General features: G+C 55.9%; 14 protein-coding genes. 2 read left to right on the top strand and 12 right to left on the bottom strand.

Annotated elements, in window-relative coordinates; genetic code table 11:
* The first annotated feature begins 1 nt into the window (after nucleotide 1).
* Entirely contained in the window at nucleotides 2–853 is an 852-nt protein-coding gene (nadC, locus tag ACR0DK_RS06970; protein ID WP_223118520.1) for a carboxylating nicotinate-nucleotide diphosphorylase, read from the top strand.
* A 289-nt stretch (nucleotides 854–1,142) separates the two neighbouring features.
* Here the strand turns inward: nadC and ACR0DK_RS06975 are convergent, their stop codons facing one another.
* The 11 genes from ACR0DK_RS06975 to ACR0DK_RS07025 all read right to left on the bottom strand — a co-directional run bounded on the left by ACR0DK_RS06975 (nucleotide 1,143) and on the right by ACR0DK_RS07025 (nucleotide 15,320).
* The gene (locus tag ACR0DK_RS06975; RefSeq protein WP_170407560.1) at nucleotides 1,143–1,802 is read right to left on the bottom strand and encodes a sulfotransferase; all 660 of its coding nucleotides are present in this window, start codon (nucleotides 1,800–1,802) and stop codon (nucleotides 1,143–1,145) included.
* A 12-nt stretch (nucleotides 1,803–1,814) separates the two neighbouring features.
* A complete protein-coding gene (locus ACR0DK_RS06980) occupies nucleotides 1,815–2,927 on the bottom strand; it encodes a glycosyltransferase family 2 protein (RefSeq protein ID WP_480735379.1) in 1,113 nt (370 codons plus the stop codon).
* 160 nt (nucleotides 2,928–3,087) lie between these two features.
* Nucleotides 3,088–4,035, bottom strand: coding sequence for a hypothetical protein (locus tag ACR0DK_RS06985; protein WP_223118519.1), 948 nt, complete (start codon nucleotides 4,033–4,035; stop codon nucleotides 3,088–3,090).
* 751 nt (nucleotides 4,036–4,786) lie between these two features.
* Nucleotides 4,787–6,292: a M81 family metallopeptidase gene (locus ACR0DK_RS06990; RefSeq protein WP_480735381.1), complete on the bottom strand. Its 1,506-nt coding sequence runs from the start codon at nucleotides 6,290–6,292 to the stop codon at nucleotides 4,787–4,789.
* 1 nt (nucleotide 6,293) lies between these two features.
* Nucleotides 6,294–7,937 carry an amidohydrolase gene (locus ACR0DK_RS06995; RefSeq protein WP_480735383.1) on the bottom strand — a complete coding sequence of 548 codons (1,644 nt, stop codon included), beginning with the start codon at nucleotides 7,935–7,937 and terminating at the stop codon, nucleotides 6,294–6,296.
* A gap of 3 nt (nucleotides 7,938–7,940) precedes the next feature.
* A complete protein-coding gene (locus tag ACR0DK_RS07000; protein ID WP_170407608.1) occupies nucleotides 7,941–8,885 on the bottom strand; it encodes an ABC transporter ATP-binding protein in 945 nt (314 codons plus the stop codon).
* Entirely contained in the window at nucleotides 8,882–9,862 is a 981-nt protein-coding gene (locus ACR0DK_RS07005; protein ID WP_480735386.1) for an ABC transporter ATP-binding protein, read from the bottom strand. The genes ACR0DK_RS07000 and ACR0DK_RS07005 overlap by 4 nt, the downstream gene beginning before the upstream one ends.
* A complete protein-coding gene (locus ACR0DK_RS07010) occupies nucleotides 9,859–10,716 on the bottom strand; it encodes an ABC transporter permease (protein ID WP_480735389.1) in 858 nt (285 codons plus the stop codon). Before ACR0DK_RS07010 ends, ACR0DK_RS07005 begins: the two co-directional genes overlap by 4 nt.
* An 11-nt stretch (nucleotides 10,717–10,727) precedes the next feature.
* The gene (locus tag ACR0DK_RS07015) at nucleotides 10,728–11,666 is read right to left on the bottom strand and encodes an ABC transporter permease (protein ID WP_170422950.1); all 939 of its coding nucleotides are present in this window, start codon (nucleotides 11,664–11,666) and stop codon (nucleotides 10,728–10,730) included.
* Nucleotides 11,667–11,752: 86 nt separating this feature from the next.
* Nucleotides 11,753–13,318 carry an ABC transporter substrate-binding protein gene (locus ACR0DK_RS07020; protein WP_480735391.1) on the bottom strand — a complete coding sequence of 522 codons (1,566 nt, stop codon included), beginning with the start codon at nucleotides 13,316–13,318 and terminating at the stop codon, nucleotides 11,753–11,755.
* Nucleotides 13,319–13,343: 25 nt separating this feature from the next.
* A complete protein-coding gene (locus ACR0DK_RS07025) occupies nucleotides 13,344–15,320 on the bottom strand; it encodes a CocE/NonD family hydrolase (protein ID WP_480735393.1) in 1,977 nt (658 codons plus the stop codon).
* A 131-nt stretch (nucleotides 15,321–15,451) separates the two neighbouring features.
* On the opposite strand from ACR0DK_RS07025, the gene ACR0DK_RS07030 reads away from it, so the two are divergent.
* Nucleotides 15,452–16,255, top strand: coding sequence for a helix-turn-helix transcriptional regulator (locus ACR0DK_RS07030; RefSeq protein WP_480735395.1), 804 nt, complete (start codon nucleotides 15,452–15,454; stop codon nucleotides 16,253–16,255).
* Between the two features lie 65 nt (nucleotides 16,256–16,320).
* On the opposite strand, the gene ACR0DK_RS07035 is transcribed toward ACR0DK_RS07030, so the two are convergent.
* Nucleotides 16,321–17,358, bottom strand: a complete 1,038-nt coding sequence (locus ACR0DK_RS07035; protein ID WP_223118673.1) for a zinc-dependent alcohol dehydrogenase family protein — start codon at nucleotides 17,356–17,358, stop codon at nucleotides 16,321–16,323.
* Nucleotides 17,359–17,651: the final 293 nt, after the last annotated feature.

Genomic DNA, 17,651 nt, shown 5'->3' on the forward strand with positions numbered 1-17,651 from the left:
CATGCCCCTAGCCCCGTTGCCCCGAACGATGCTGGAGCCGGTGATCCGCCGCGCACTTGATGAAGATTTGGGCCTCGCCGGAGATGTCACCTCTTCGGCTGTTATTCCTTCGGATCATGTTTCCGAAGTTGTGGCTTGCGCGCGTCAATCCGGATGTATTTCCGGTCTGGATTGTGCTGAATTGGCTTGTGAGCTGATAGATCCGGCGATCAAAGTAATCCGTCATGTCGAGGATGGTGGGACAGTCGCGCCCGGCACAGTGATCGCTACCTTCAAAGGGCCGTCGCGCAGTCTGCTGATTGCCGAACGTACGGCGCTCAACTTCTTGGGTCATCTATCGGGTATTGCAAGTGTGACTGCCGATATGGTTCGCCGCGTCGAAGGCACGCGTGCTGCCATCGTCTGTACCCGAAAAACAACGCCCGGTTTGCGGGCTTTAGAGAAATACGCTGTGCGATCAGGCGGCGGCATGAACCATCGCTACTCCCTAAGTGACGCGGTGCTGATCAAGGACAACCACATCGCCATAGCCGGGGGTGTCCGCCCGGCCTTGACGCGGGCCAAAGAGACAGTCGGTCATATGGTCAAGATCGAGATCGAGGTCGACACGCTGGAGCAGCTGGCCGAAGTTCTGAAAATCGGTGTTGATGCGGTGCTACTGGATAACATGGATCCAAGAACCTTAAGCGAAGCTATAGGCATGATTGATGGTCAAGCCATTGCCGAAGCTTCAGGCGGGATAACCCCAGATAATGTGCGGGCTGTGGCGAACACCGGTGTTAATTTGATTTCTATGGGCTGGATCACCCACAGTGCACACTGCCTCGATATTGGTCTGGATTTTGTGCTCTAACAGCACCAAGAGTAAACCAACAGTTACGACGCTCATTGCCCAAATTGTCGAAATCAACGGCCTTTCCAAAAGATTGCCAACGGCAAGAGCATCGCGCGCACCATAGGAATCAAGGCAATCAAAAGGTGCGCGGCGGCGCAGCCTGCCTGTTCAATCTTGTCACTCCGTTAGCCAGCTAAGCTGGGCAAGTTTTAAGTCGCATTCATTCGTCAGAGAGTTGGCGACCGAACCTTTCGTTCTCGCCCACACTCGATTTCTTATGCTGCTTAAATAAGTAGGCCATGACATCTCAATTCGGAGAAACCGCATCGTCGGCGTCATTGCCTCCGGACGTTTTACCCTCATGGCCGAAGAAAGTCGGATCAGTCTCAAAATCAGGCGCAAGGAACTCGGACATCTGGTCAGGGCTGTCTGTTTCTATATTATATATCAATAATTTATCCGGTTGGTCCTTAAAAAATTCGGGCACCTCCTGATGATGCCGGTCCCATTCTTCTGACCAATGATCAATTACCTGATCAACCGACTCGAAATTCATACCCTTACGATAACGCTCGGCATAAAACCCATTGCCATGGTTTCGGCGACTTGCGATCCACCTGTCTTTGTCTCGAGTGTTCAATATGAAATAGGAATTGGGATAATATGCCGCGAGTTGACGAAAATAACGGCAACCTTCAATCACGCGCGAGCCGCTTACCATCTGCATGTCGGTGTAGCCGACCCAACGGTCAATGCCATTGAGCGGCGCATAGCCATACTTAAGATTGTTAGCGAGCGCGCGGGCCAGATTGCCACGCTTGAAGTGAACCGTCGGAATGCCGTTGTTATCTAGAAAGGCGGAAATCGACCTTGTGCCGCACTTGTTGAAACCGACCTGAAATATCCGCCGCGTACGGCCTGCACGAGTAGACAGATATTCAGGATGGGTTTTTGATGATTGCGGCACGAAGGAAGGCTCCTACTCGGACTCTGCGGCGGCTTTCTGGTTCGCGCGCATGGCAACTGAAATAAGCTGACGGGCCGTATGCTCCGTCAGAGGTGTGGATTGGCCAGCCATCATCAGGCGAGCAAAAAACGCGCGTTCAGGTTCTGACTCCAAAAGTTCCTTAAATCGCTTGTGCCGCCATTCGCAGGCCTTGTCATGTAGCTTCTTCAGTGTGGCATCTGATTTTAGCTCGGTAACCCGAGCAGCCCGTGCCGATTGGTAGCGGGAAATAGAGACGTCCTGATCGCTGTTAAAGTTGTAATCGACCCAATAATCCATGCCGATTTTCTCTTTGAAATGCACCCCACGTCCACGCGCACGTTTGAGCAGAAAGGAGTCCATCGCGCCCAAAGCATAATGGTTAAGCTGAACCCTCATGGTCGTATCTTGGGTATAGTTGGAAAATACCCGCTGGCGGCGATAATCGCCGCCAAGCAAACGGCCTGATCCATCATACCAGCACGCCTCATCCACGCGGGTCTGATCAGGCGAAATTGGCCGATGAATGCCTGGTTTACGGTAAATCCCGTTGTTGCGATAAAGCGTTTTGAACATCGAGGCGCGCCACGGCCAAAGGATGGGTTTGGGGGCGCACGAAGTGAACTGTTGGGTCACCGGCGCATCTTCAAAATAAACGATCCCTGCATTTCCGAATAGCCGCCAGGTGAGCGTGATCGCATCCGCCTCGGGGAGGCTATGGATGAGCGCGTTTAATGAGCCGTCGCCAATATGGATATTTACAAACTCATCAATATCGAGCGCCAGTATCCAGTCTGCTTCTTTCAATAGAGGATGTTTGGCGGCTTGTTTCATAGCCTGCCACTGTACGCTCTTATCGGGCTTGGCTTCATGGCTGACATGAGTGATTTGCCCCATCTCTTCGAGTCGGTGCAACATCAGATCGGTGCCATCCGCGCAATCATTCGAGAAGATCAGAAAATCAGTGAAACCAACCATCTGATGATGGGCGAGCCATTCCAACAGGAACGCGCCTTCATCTTTGACCGTCAGGATCGCTAGCATTCGTGTCATTCTATTCCTTTGATCCGACGCTTCAGTCTGGTGATCCGCCAGACCGCATGTCATGTGGTGCTCATTGAGAATAACGGTTTTGCAGATGTTCTGAACTGCGAATTTCGCGTAGGAACGAAAAAAGTACGGCGCGGCATCATGTTGCCAACTTGGGCGATTTCCAACTCAAGGTTAGGTGGATCTAAAAGGCTGAGAGTGTACCGAATAGATGCACTTATTGTTCAATTAGCCGTCTTAGCCCGACAGCTCCGTTTGAAAGTGCAGATCGGCGGTAAGACTTCAGCGCTGCCTGCAGATCGCTGAGTTCTGCATCACTCGCCTCTGAAATGCGGGTCAGGCTTGCCTCCAACCCATTGTCAGCAATCAGCATTGGTGGTCGGTAACAGGCCTCTGACCAGCGGTCCATGACGATCGGCACACAGAATCCACCCGATGAGGACAGGGCAGATGTGATCTTGATCCGTTGATATTGTTCATAGTCAAATGGCATGAGCGGATGTATCACCTGAGCGCCTGCCAGTGCGTCAAAATACGCGGCATGCCCGACCTGCCCGCTGTTGTCCAAAGGCACGCACGTAAAACGCGCGTCAAGCTTTCGGTCCTGGATCTCACTTTCAACCTTGGCGCGATCTCCGCCTCCTGACGGCAGGATGAAATGCAGATTCTGAAAGGCGTCCGGTCGATTGCCAAGAAGATTCAGCAGGCCAGGGTAATCACGTGTCCGCATGTTAACGTTGCCGGGGATCACGACCTGACGCGGCTGGCCCAATTTTGGTTCCGGATCATCGATCCAATAAAACGGCTCCAACGTCGCGATCCTGTCCATATGGGCTTTGCCCACCCGGCTGATCCATTCAGCCGTGACATGTGCACTCAGGCTGATGTAGCGCGCATTTGGCATCTGAAGCGTCTCGCGCAGGGGTGCCATCTGGCTGAACTGATCCAGATTATGCAGGACCATGATCAATGGCTTCTTCACTCCACGCGCCCAGCTTGCCGCTTTTGGACGACTCAAAGAGGCCATGAGGACGAAGTCATGTTCGGCCGCTTCAATTGCAGCCATAGTAGACTTGATATGTTTTGGTGCATCCGCAGCCCGGTAATCCGGCGTGCTTAAAGGCACATACTCAACATCAAATTCCAATCCCGGGACCAAGGCCATGATATCTCCGCGCAGCTTTAAGATCCGGCGATGCAGAAAGATTCGTGGTCGGTACCCGTTGGCATTACAGGCGGCCACCAAGCTGGGGATGACTTCTTCATGGCGCGGTTCAAATTGTACAATTGCACAGCGCTTCATAGTTTCTTCCTGTTGCCTGGGTTGCCTCGGGCCCTCGTTTTCGGTTTGACCCTTTGGAAGTTGTCTATCGATAGCTACACTTGCCGTCTACATCCAACGCCGAACAGGCCGGATCTCAGACCAGTTTGTTTGAGCGGAGGTATCCGGTGTGATGGTATTTCCCAGCGTTGCGGTTTCGTTCACTATTCCGATAAAAAGCGGGTTTTAGCAGATCATCACAATCTGGGTCTGTAACTCCGCGGGTCTCGCGTAGATGACTGGCGTGTGATTTGGGGAATAAGGGCTCAAGACGCGCTTTATGTTCGCCAGCCAACCAATATAAGTCAGACATCTTCACCGCTCGATTTCGAACCGTGAATCGCGCTAGCAAGGTCCGTTCGCTGGGTCGGGATTTGCTGCAGGGTTGCTCTGTCAAAGCTTGGTCGTAATGGGCTTGGGTTTCTGCCGAACAGAAGCGGTTTAAGCCCTATCTTCTGTAGGTTTGAAGCGAGTGATGACGCAGCATTGTCAAAACGTGAAGCGAGAAGTTTCCAATCTCTTAGTTTACGAGCGGGATCTCGATGCAGTTTCTGCGCCTGCTATGTCGATTGCGAGCTGCGATGCGGGTGGGAAATCAATGGTTTCTGGTTTTGGGTCCACTTGTTTCGATGCGGCGTTTGCCTGCGATGTTGTAGTAGGGGATCTGGTCCAGATCGCAGAGAAAGGTGCCTGGAGCGGCAACGGCTTTCACGTCGCTTGCGATGGGTTGGAAATCCGCCCGGAAATGTGTGGTGCTTTTGACACAGATCACTGAATAGGATGTGGGATTCAGGCCGATATGGGTGAAATGAGCGCGGTCTAGGCATTGGTTGCGCACACTGGTGACGACCAAGTCTATCTTCGCGCCAGACTCTATCATCCTCAGAGCGGCCGTTTTGCCAAGCGTCGCGATGCCGCCTCCGTACATCTCACCTGAGTATCGGCAGATGCCATCTCCGATGGCCAGAACTTCGAACTTTGCCTCAACGGGGTGGTGCCCGGGCAGACCTGATTTTCCGCCGATGGCAAGGTTCAGTATTGCGCCTTGGCCTGCACGATGCGCTTTCTCTGCGCTTTCGGCGTCGTGGAAGAGACCCATCAAAACCTCCTGCGCGTCCCCCTCGATCAAAGCGGCCAGAAGTCCGGTGGTATCGGATGTGCCGCCTGCGCCTGCGTTGTCCTGTACATCCGCTAACACGAGCGGTTTGTCGCGATGCAAACGACAGGCCAGAACGGCTTCGTCCAACGACAACATAGAGCAGTCCACATCAGGTTCTCGGGCGAGAAAAAGGTCGACAATTTGATCTACTGCGGCGGTCGCTTGCGCGGCACTGGTCGCGTAGGCAACGCAGGACGGACCAGTATCGGGATAGTCTGCCGCTGTAAAACCCAGCGCGATTTCTGCATAGACATGGGCCTGTTCGAACCGGGTGGGCAACTGATAAATCTCATCAAACGGTGCGGCCCAGGTGTATTGCGCATGTAATGGGATCAGATAGGGCACCTGCCGGAAGGCTTTGTGCAGCTTCTCTCCTGCCAGTAGCCTTTGCAGAACCGGTACGCATCGCGCACCGGTTTCGCCCATATCGAGGTGCGGGTACGTGCGGAAAATTGCCAGATAGTCCGCCTGCGAGATCATCTGGTCAGAGATATTGGCATGCAGGTCCAGGCTCGCCACGACCGGAACATCCCGCCCTACCAGATCACGTACTCGGCGCAACAGCTCTCCCTCACCATCGGCAAGGCTTTCAGTCACCATGGCACCGTGCAGGTCGAGATACACTCCGTCCAGCGGTCCCGCGCCGCGAAGGCCATCCAAGATCATAGTACATATCTTCTCGAACGCGTGATCCGTGACATGAGCGCTAGGTTCTGCCGCACACCACAGGATTGGGAAAAGCTCGAAACCTGCCTGGTTCGCGGCGGAAGAAAACCCGGCGATGGGTAGGTTCATGCCTTTGGTGTCTGCGATGACACGCGCGCCATGCAACATTTCGGGCCAGGAATCTGCCATCTCGAACTCGGGCAGACCCGCTTTGGTCGCTCCGAAGCAGTTGGTTTCGTGTTGAAATCCGGCAATGGCAATGCGTTTGGCTGTCATTCTAAAATTCCAGTTCTTTTCTGGATTTGGTGGTGCCAAACACAATCTGACCTCGCCGGATGGTTGCAACAATCGATGTGTCGAGTAGCCGTTCAGGATCATCTAGGGGATTGCGAGAAAGGATGGCGAAATCTGCCAGTTTTCCGGGCTCAATCGAACCGCGCTGATCTTCTTTGAACACTTGCCACGCCGCATCGATGGTTTGTGCCCGTAGCGCAGACAGTACGCTGACCTTTTCCTTTTCACCCAGTTGCCGGCCGGATGCAGTCAGTCGATTCACCGCGCAATGCGCCAGATGGATTGGCCGCGTTGGCGTAACCGACGCGTCATTGTGGATCGTATAGCGTACACCGTATCGTTCCGCAGTTGCGGCTGGCGAAATCCGTTCAGCGCGTTCCGGGCCGAGGAAGGTATCGTAATGTCGGTCCCCCCAGAAATGCACATGTGCTGAAAAGAAGCTGACAGTTATTCCAAGCCGCGCCATGCGGTCCAGTTGATCGTCGCGCAGAACCTGGCCGTGGATGATTGTATGGCGGTGATCGTCTCGCGGATGCGCTAGCAAGGCCTTGTCCACCGCATCGATGAACATCTCGGCCCCGGCATCCCCGTTGCAATGGCAATGGATCTGAAACCCCATAGCGTGTAGGCGGAGAACCTCGGAATCCATGTCGACCTGCGTGGCATAGATCATGCCACAGGGGTGATCGGGGTCCAGCGACTTGTGGTAGGGCGCAGACAGATAGGCAGTCTGTAACTGGAATGCACCATCGGTAAACAGCTTGCGCGCACCCAGCGTAAAATGTGGGTTGCCGGGCCAGTTATTGTCGATCCAGCCCTGGCTCAGAGCCGGTTCCAGATCGGCAATTGGCAATAATTCCAAATCAATGCCGGGATCCTGATCGGCACGAAGGCTGGCAAAGTGGTCGAGCATAACCTGCGATGCCCAAGCGTTCTGTGCATAAGTTACTCCGTGGGACAAATACTCATCACGGCAGGCGTTGAACCCTTGCCAGAACCTGTCCCGGTCGATCAGAAAATCAGTGTCGCCCATTTCGCCCATGGCCGACAGCCCTTCGACCAGCCCCGTCAGGGCGCCGGTATCGGGGTCGCGGCCATAACGCCCTCCGGCCGGGTCCGGGGTGTCGCGATTGACGCCATGCAGCTTCAGCGCCATCGAATTGGCCGCGCCGTTGTGACCCGAAGCATGCAGAACCCAGATTGGATGCGCCGTTGAGACATCATCCAGTTCGGCCCGGGAGGGCATGCGGCCTTCTGAAATGGCGGTGTTGTCGAACAAAACGCCCATCACCCAATCGCCCTCAGGCGTCTCTTCGGCCCGGCAGCGCAGCTTTTCCAAAGCTTGCGCCATATCCATACACGCGCCGCGCGGAGGTGATGCAAGATCAACCCGAAACAGCTGGATGAAGCCGGGATCTGGGAAGTGGCCGTGCGAGTCGATGAAGGCTGGGATCAGGGTCTGGCCAGCTAGGTCATATACACCCGCATCGGATGACATCTGCCGCCGCAGCGTTGCTTCGTCCCCCACCGCAATGATGACATCGTCCCGCACCAACACCGCCTCGGGTCGGGAATTGTCGGCGTCCATCGTCAGGATGGGACCGCCGAAATAGAGTGTTTCCCTCATCCTTTAGTGACCCGGAGCAGGCGCACCCGACAAGGGTGCGAGACAGCGCAGCCCGTGGCCCGCCGCAACCTCCCATTGCGGTGTCTGTGTGCAGATGTCTTTGGCAAACGGGCATCTTTCGCGGAACTCACAGCCCGACGGGCGTTGCAAGAGGCTGGGCGGCTCACCTTTGAGCGCGATCCGTTCAAGGCGCGCATCGGGGTCCGGCTCGGGGTTGGCGCTGAGCAGGCAGCGGGTATAGGGGTGGCGCGGATCGTCGAAGATCGCCTCTGTCGTGCCTTCCTCGACCAGTCGACCCAGATACATAATGCCCATGCGGTCTGCCACGTGGCGCACCACGTTCAGGTTGTGGGTGATGATCACCATCGCCAGGCCCAGGCGTTCCCGCAGGTCGTTGAGCAGGTTCAGCAGCTCACCCTGTACCGAAACATCCAACCCTGCCGTTGGTTCATCCGCCAGGATCAGTTTCGGCTCCAGCGCCAAAGCGCGGGCAACACCAACCCGTCGTGCCTGGCCACCGGACAATTGATAGGGGTAGCGGTCCGCGAAATGCACCGGCAGGTTCACCATTTCCAGCAGACGCTTGGCTTCGGCATCCAGATCGCGATCTTTCATGCCCTGAATGCGATAGGGTTCCGTGATCAGGCTTCGAATTGTCAGGCGTGGTGACAAGCTGCCCACAGGGTCCTGAAACATCATCGCCATGTCCTTGCGCAGCGGACGCATTACCCGTTCCGGCGCGCCTCGTATCTCTTGCGTGTCAAACACGACCGAACCGGCCTGCGCCGGGGCCAGGCCCGCAATCGCACGGATGACAGTTGTCTTGCCCGAACCGCTCTCGCCGACAAGCGCATAGGTTTCGCCAGCTTCGACCTCAAAACTGACGCCAGCCAGCACGTTGACAGGGCCATAGCTGGTTTGCAGGTCGTGGACGTTCAGCAGGCTCATTTCGCGGCCTCCTCATGGTTCAGCCAGCAGGCGGCGTGATGCCCTTCTTTCAGAAGATCCAAGGGGGGAACGTCCATTGCACAGCGCGGCATCGCCTGGTTGCAGCGGTCGCGGAAGATACATCCACCAGGCAGATTGGCCAGATCGGGTACTTCGCCCGGAATGGTTGGCAGGACCCGTGCGCGTTCCTTGATATGGCCCGGGTCACAGTCGATTAGACGGCGTGTGTAAGGGTGCTTGGGATTGTGAAAAATCTCGCGCACTTCACCGCTTTCGACAACGGCGCCTGCGTACATCACAACCACTCGGTCGCACAGTTCCGCGATCACACCCAGATGGTGCGAGATAAATAGGATGGCGCAATGGAATTCGCGCTGCAGCTCTTGCAGGCGTTCGATGATCTGCACCTCAAGCGTGGCGTCCAGCGCGGTGGTCGGCTCATCCGCGATCAGCAGGTCGGGTTCTGACATCAACGCCATGGCGATCGCGATCCGCTGTCGCATTCCGCCTGAAAACTCATGCGGGAACTGCTTTAGCCGTGCCTCTGGGTCCGGAATTCCGACAGCCCCCAGCATCTTTGCCGCATTGGCCAGTTTTTCCTGCTTACTAGCCTTGGACCGGTGCTGAATATCGACCATCTGCTGGCCAATGGTCAGAACCGGATTGTGGGTCTGCATCGGGTCCTGAAAGATGATCGAGATATCGGCCCCGCGCAGATCCCGCATCCTGCGTTCAGGCACTTGCAACAGGTCTTGCCCCTTAAAGCGTATTTCGCCTTGCCGGAACCGCGTGTTCGGTGCGGTCAGCCGCAGGATCGACGAGATCAAGGTTGATTTTCCGCAACCAGACTCACCGACAATACCCACGATCTCACCTTTGCGGATGTCAAAGGTGATATCCCGCAATGCCTTGAGATCTCCGCGTGCCGTTTCATAATCGACGCTGAGGTTCTCGATTTCCAGAAGAGTTTCGGTCATCGCTGTTTCCTCAGTTTGGGATCAACCACGTCGCGCAGGGATTCCCCTAAAAACGTAAAGCCCAGGGTTGCCAGAATGATCGGCAGACCGCCGCCCACCACCAGCCAAGGTGTCTGTCGGATCAGGGAATACCCGTCCTTCAGAAGTGCGCCCCAACTGGGGGTTGGGGGCTTCACGCCAAGCCCGAGAAAGGACAGCCCCGCCTCAAGCGCGATCACCGTCGGGATGTCCATAGCAGCCAGGACGGCCAAAACCCCCACGATATTTGGTAGCATGTGCACACCCAAGATGCGGGCCATGCTGGCCCCCATCGACCGCTCGGCCAGAATGAACTCGGAGTTGCGCAACGTCAGGGTCTGCGTTCGCGCCACACGGCCATAGGTTGGGATCGAAGTCGCCATCACCACGAACACAACCGTTTGCAAACTGGGACCGACCAGGGCCACAACGGCCAGCGCGAACATCACGGTTGGGAAGGATCGGATGGTGTCAAAGAACAACATCAACAGGTTGTCGAGCCATTTTGGCCCATACCCCGCAATCATTCCCAAGGTTAGGCCAATTACCATCGCACCAAAGACCGCAGGCAAGGCGACTTTCAATGCAACCTGACCGCCGGCAATCACGTGGGAAAACGTATCGCGGCCAAGTTGGTCCGTACCCAGAAGGTGCTCGGCAGACGGGCCTTGCAACCGGGCTTTGATATCCATGGCCACGGGATCATAGGGCACAATCCAATAGGCGAAAATCGCACAGAAGACGATGGTGCCGACAATGACCAAACCAATCAGACCCAGAGGGTCGCGGGCGACGCCGACAATGATCTGACCAAGTTCAGAACGAGATTTTTCCATTTCGGCTTTCCTCAATGCGCTTGTCTAGCGCGTGGGTCGAGCCACGCATTGATCAGGTCCGCCAGTGCGGTCGACACGACGAACAAACCGGTTGAGATCAGAACCGAGCCCATGACAATCGGGTAATTGCGGGTGGTTATGCTGTCGATCACCAGCTTGCCCAGACCCGGGCGCGCGAACACTATTTCGGCGAATACGGCCGAGCTCAGCAGGAAACCCATGCCGACGCCGATCACCGTGACAACCGGAAGAATGGCGATACGCAAGGCATAAACCATCACCACGCGGCGCTCTGCGATACCGAAGGCACGTGCGGTCCGAACGTGGTTTTCGCCTAAGACTTCCAACATCGAGGCGCGCACCAACCGCGCGATGTAGCCCACCCAGCTTAGCCCGATGGCAAAGGCGGGTAAAACGAGGTGATCAATGCGACCCCAGAAGCCTTCGCCCGCGCCGATGGCTGGAAACCACTGAAGATGCACGGCGAAGACCAATAGCGACAGAAGTGCTACGACAAAGGCGGGTGCTGCAACAAAACTGACCGAAATCGCCGCCGCAATTCGGTCGATCAGAGTGTTCGGATGGGCGGCGGCATATGCCCCAAGCGCAATTCCCAAGGTGGCGGACCACAGGATCGACGCAAAGATCAGTTCCAGAGTGTAGGGTAGCTGCTGAAACACGATATCTGTCACGGACCGGCCCGAGAATACGTCGATTCCCAGATCGCCACGGACCAGGTTTCCATAGAATATGACCAGCTGTTTCCAGATTGGTTGATCCAGCGCCAACGCAGCGGTGAGCTGGGCCTGAAGCTCAGGTGTTGCGCGTGGCCCCAACATGATCTGGACCGGGTCCCCGGGGACGGCGCGGATCATCAGGAACATGACGGTAACCGCCACGAACAGGATAAGCAGCGCTAGCCCGAAGCGGCGGGTTGCAAACTTCAACATGAAAAGCTGGCTCCTTGTGGATGGGTGGCGAGCTGTTTTGTCCGGCGGGCGTCAAACCCCGCCGGACATAGCCGACCTTGGGGAGGTCAGGTCGCCTTGCCGAAATACCGCAGCAGTGCCAGACCGTCGGGTCTTAGCGCGGGGGTGACACGAGCCGAATGAATCACCGGTGTCGCCTCGTGGGTGATAAAGCGGTAGGCACCACTTTCTTCCATCAGATCCTGCGCCTGCTGATACATCTCAGCGCGTTTGGCCACATCCGCTTCCTTGAATGCCGAGTTGTGAATTTCGTCAAATTCAGCGTTGCTGAACCGCTCCCAGTTCCAGATGCCGACCTGTTCGGTGGTGAACCAAGCCGTCGCATAATATGGATCGGGGGTCATCGAGAAGCGGTTCAGAACCAGTTGCAGGTTCTCGTTGTCTCCGCTTGCCCAGAATGCACCGGATTCCAGTACGTTGACTTCGACCGTGATCCCGATCTGCGCCAGAGTTGCCTGAATGATCTGAGCCGTCGTTGTGAAAGTGGTCTTGTTCAGCGTGTCCAGCGTAAGCGTCACATTGGTCTCGCCAGATTCCGCCAGCAATTGCGCCGCTTTCTCGAAGTTTGCCGCCGGAGGGACCAGAGATTGCGGGCGGTGGCCCGCAAGGCCAGGTGCGATGATGCCTGTCGAGGGTTCAGCGGCTCCAAAATAGGCCGCCTCTAGGATGCTTGGTACGTCGACTGCATGTTGAATCGCCTGACGCAGTTTTGGGTTCTGAAGCTTGGGGTGATCCAGATTCATGCCCAACCAGACATAGAACAGTGAGGGTTTCTCGACCAAAGATCCGCCGTTCGGAACACCGGCCCGATAGCGTTCAACCGATCCCAGCGAAACCCGAGTCATGTCCAGTTCGCCCGCCTCAAAGGCGATCTCGGCGGTGTTTTCGTCGTCGATCGGCAGGATTTCGATTGTGTCCCATGTTGGTGCGTCACCCTTCCAATCCGGGTTGCGCTTAAGCACGGTTTTTTCTTTGGGTGACCAGCTGTCCCGCAGATAAGGGCCGGATTCAGCGACCGGATCAGCCCCGATGCGGCCCCCTGCGGCCTCGACCGCAGCTTTCGAGACGATGTTGCCGGTTATGTAGGGCAGGGCGATCGACCAAATCGGAGCAAACGGCTCGTTCAGAACGATGGTACCTTCGCGTTCGCTGCTCACTTCGACATGGCTGAACGGACCCAAATCGGGCTTGTTCGGGCTTTCGGTCGCATCGTCCACGATGCGCTCCATGCTGAATTTCACGTCTTCAGCGGTCATCGCACCGAAGCCATTGGTGAAACCGATATCATCGCGTAGGGCGAACTTGATATGGGTCGGGTCAACCTGCTCGATCATCGCCGCCGCATCCAGCTGCCAACCCCATTCCTCGCCGGGCTTGTATTGGATCAACTTGTTGTAAATCGAGGCATGCACTTCTTCTTCGACAACACCGACGGAATGTGCGGGGTCCATGTTCTGGGCATCACCGTAGGCGCGCACCCGCAACACCCCGTCATCAGCGGCGAAGGCGCGATTGGCCCAGCTTGCAGGCAGCGCGGATGCCGCCCCAAGCGCAGTTGCCCCTTTCAAGAAGCCCCTGCGCCCGACATTTGCTTTTGTCCATTCGATTTTCATGATGTTCTCCCTTGGGTCAGATCGTTTACAGAAGCCTGCGCGGGATGGTTTTGTTCCATTCCTTTGTCAGAACTTCTGTTTTGTCCGCGCCTTCGGTGGCGCGCAGTTTTCGATGCAGATAGAAATTCTCGACGTCACAGGTCATCGCGTTTTCGGTGCTGATCTCGACCTGCCATTCGTCCCTCTCGAACGTGAAACGCCAGCCCGCCTTGAATTGCGCGGTCGCTGGGTCATCGGGATGGATCGCATAGCGCATGGCGACGTGGCTTCCGACGATCAGGCCGTGGCCGGGGTCCTGTGCTTTGCCGTAGTCGTCGAATGTCTCAAGTACGACGGTTCCGTCCGCTTCGATGCGCCGTTCGGATCGGCCCGACGGCGCGCGCAGCTCGGTGCTTTGCAACGTCGGATAATCCTGCGCTGGTCCGGGATGTGCAGGATCAGCTTCCTCAGACATCGTCCGAACCGGCAAATACAGCGCCGAACCTTGCAGTTGCAACGTCACCTCTGCCGCTTCTGGCGCGGGCCAAACGATTGGCCAGTAAGCGGTAGACAGCGCAAGACGCAGGATATGACCGGGTTTCACGCGATGCGCGCACTCATTTAGTGCAATTTCCGCACTGTAAACTTGACCGGGAACCAACGCTACAGGGGTCTCGTGGCTCTTGTAGTGCGTCAGGTTCAGCGCCCGATAGGTGATCCGCTGAGAAACCCCATCCGGGGCGACATCACACAATCGCGCAATCAGTTGGGCTACCGGTCTGTCCACGGTGAAGGACAGTTTCAGTCGCGCCCGTCCAAGCAGTTCAAGCGGCTTGTCCAGCGGTGCCGTATCGAAACAAAGCGACAGTGCGTCATCGGCTGCTTGATCTTCGGCCAACTCATTGTCGATCCGCATGCCCGGGCAGAAATACCCGCCAGCCTGTCCGATATGGGCCGGATTCGATACGGTTGTCTCGGCCGTAGTGGCGACGTCGGAGAACCCACCCAATCCCAAATGCCAGACTTCATCACTGACATTGGGCGACGGCCATTCTGTCTCGGCGATCCAGCGGCCCTGCCTGGGTTTGTTCTTTTTGCTCGGGCCAAAATGATCCTGCATATAGGTTCGGTAGGCGGGCAGGTCTTCGGCGCCATTCTGCTGCCCCTTCAGCCAGCGATCAAACCAGCCGATCACCTCGGAATGGAAATCCCCTGCCTCCAGTTTCGAGATATGCGGATAGCGGTGCTCCCACGGTCCGATCAGCGCCTTTGACGGCACGGCCAGATTTGCTGCCAGCGCTGGCGGAGCGTTGACATATGCATCCGACCAACCCGTTATCGCAAGAACCGGAGCTTGAATCGCCGACCAATCCTCGCAGACCGAGCCATGTTTCCAGAACGCGCTGCGCGTTGGATGAAGTAGCCAATCGGCTGCTGAGAATGGTACATTCTCAAGTCGGGCAAGCCAGTCTTCTCGCCAATCAGATCGCAGCTCGGGGTCTGCGGGCCGTGTCAAATAGGCGAACATCTGACTGCCCCAGTTGATATTGTCGCTTAACAGGCAGCCGCCCATGAAGTGTATGTCATCGGCGTACCGATCCACGGTCGAGGCAACACTGACCACCGCCTTGAGCTCGGGCGGATGGCGAAAGGCCAGCTGCAGCCCATTGAACCCTCCCCAGGAGATACCGATCATCCCAATGTTTCCGTCGCACCAGTTTTGTGCGGCGATCCAACTCAGAACGGCTTCACCATCGCGGAGTTCCTGTTCCGAATACTCGTCGTCGAACTGCCCCTCGCTATCACCGGTCCCGGCAATGTCGACGCGGATGCAGGCGTATCCTGCCTCGGCAAATACTGGATGAGTGGTTGCATCTCGCGGCGCAGTTCCATCCCGTTTGCGATAGGGGAGGTATTCCAGAATGGCGGGTGACGGCCCGGTTTCGGGCAACCAAATTCGTGCAGCCAGTTTCCGACCATCCGGCAGGGGGATCCAGGTGTTTTCGATGATTTTTGTGGACATTCGGAGCGAGGTCCCGTTGTTGCGTTTGGTACAGCCAACCCGCATTCCGAAAATTATTGAACTGAGCTACTTTACGCGCTTTTATTCAATCTTTAGCATTATAGCGTCAAAACGCGAAAGAAATGACGCTTATGTCCGAAAGTTTTTCCGCAAATTTACGGTCTTTGTGCGCCGAGCGAGGCAATATCTCGCAAGTTTGTCGAGAAATCGGCCTGAACAGGCAGCAGTTTAATCGCTACCTCAACGGCGAAAGCTTGCCATCAGCCCACAACCTACGCCGTATCGCTCGGTATTTCGATCTGCCTGAGGCACAGCTTTTTGCGCCTCGGACGGAGTTTGAAGAAACATTAAAAGACTCGATCGTCCGTCGGAAAGAAACTCCTGCCAGCTTGTTGGTTAAGCCGTACAGTGATCAGGTGAAGAATCTCAGACGCTATGTGGGCTTCTATCATTCTTTCTTTTGCACCCCGTCTTGGCAGGGGCGCATTTTTTGTTCTCTGATTCGACTTAAGGAGGTGGATGGCGTCGTGACGATCCGCTCGCACGAAAACGCCACGTCCCCGGACAAAAGCGTTCGGCAGATTTCGCGCTACGAAGGGCTGGTTGCCCTGCGCGGTAACAGGATCTTCGCCACCGAACATGAATGCGGCAAGGAAGGAAGCATTGCGCAGACCATCCTTTATTCCGCCCATCGCCAACAGCTAAAATACTTGCGTGGCATGACAATGGGTGTGGCTTGGCGGCCGTTTCCACACCCTTATGCGGCGAAAACAATCTGGAAACGGCTTGATGAGCGCATTACCGCCCGTGAAGCGCTCACTGCCTGCGGTGTCTATTCAGAACAGAGTAAATCAATCGACCTGGCGGTCCGAAAGTACCTTTTGGGATCAGGCGATGCCCATTTTTCAGCGATACCAACAGAACTTGCCAATTGAGTGATGCATTTTTAAATCGCCGTTTAGTGGCGCCATTTTCGCACGGGGCGGATCCTGTTTGTGACTCAGAACCTTGTGATGACCGTCGCACCGATTGAGGTAAACTTATCCATCCCTATCAAGGCCTTGGGCGCGTCTTCCAGGCTGATTTTTTCCCCCACCAACCGGGCCGGATCCAACTTGCCATTTTTAATCATGTCGAGCATCGCGCCATAGCGATGCGCCTGCATCCCGTGCGAACCAAGCAATTCGATCTCTTGTCCTACGATCTTTGGCATGGGTACTGCTGGCGAAGCGTGATCACCCAGCATCAGACCGACCTGAATGTGCTTGCCGCGCGGACGCAGGCAGAGGATTGAGTTGGTCATAGTGACGGGATGACCCAAAGCGTCGATTGACACATGGGAGCCGCCTTTGGTGATTTCGCGGATCGCTTCGGGAACATCAGCATCTGTACCGTTAATGGTCGCAACTGCACCCAGTTCTTGCGCAAGTTCGAGTCTGGCTTCGTCTAGATCAACCCCGATGACATTGGCCCCGACGGCGGCAGCAATCATAACGGCTGACAGACCGACCCCACCGCAGCCATGTACGGCAACCCATTGACCGGCCGAGACCCTTCCTTGATCGACGACCGCGCGGAATGAAGTGGCAAACCTGCAGCCAAGGCTGGCGGCGGTTGCAAATTCCATGGTTTCAGGCAGCGCGACCAAATTAAGGTCAGCCTGATGAATTGGTACATATTCCGCGAAACTGCCCCAATGGGTAAAGCCGGGTTGCTCTTGATACAGACAGGTTTGCTGATGCCCTGCGTGACATTCGCTGCACGTTCCGCAGCCGCAGACGAAAGGCACGGTTACCTTGTCGCCAACTTTCCAGTTCTTTACATCCCGTCCGACGGCTTCGACCACGCCAGCCAACTCATGACCGGGTATGTGAGGCAGCTCGATATCACTGTCATGCCCCATCCACCCGTGCCAATCGCTACGACAAACGCCGGTGGCTTCGACCTTCAGAACAACGCCATGAGTATCGGGTGCAGGGTCGTCGACTGTGACAACCTTGGGGGTTTGTTGGAACTTCTCGAACAGGACAGCCTTCATAGTGTGCTCTTTCATTTTTTCGAAAAGTTGTGTGAACCTAAACCAACTCAGCCGAACTGATCCAGCCTTAGGGATGAACCCAGGTTGTGGCATTTTAGCACTATTTTAACCAAATCCAGTTTTAGACAAATTTAAGAAATCCACTCTCCTTAAACTTGCGCATATCTTTCTTTAGGTGGTGATGGGGAAATTCCCAAAAGCAATGTGTTGCTTTTGGGTGCAGCTCTTCTTTGCCTTCTGTGCTGGTGAATTGGGTTGTAGGGTCTCAAGGTGTCAAAGTTTTCAAACCTGCT

Source organism: Ruegeria sp. CE6 (genome assembly GCF_056537485.1).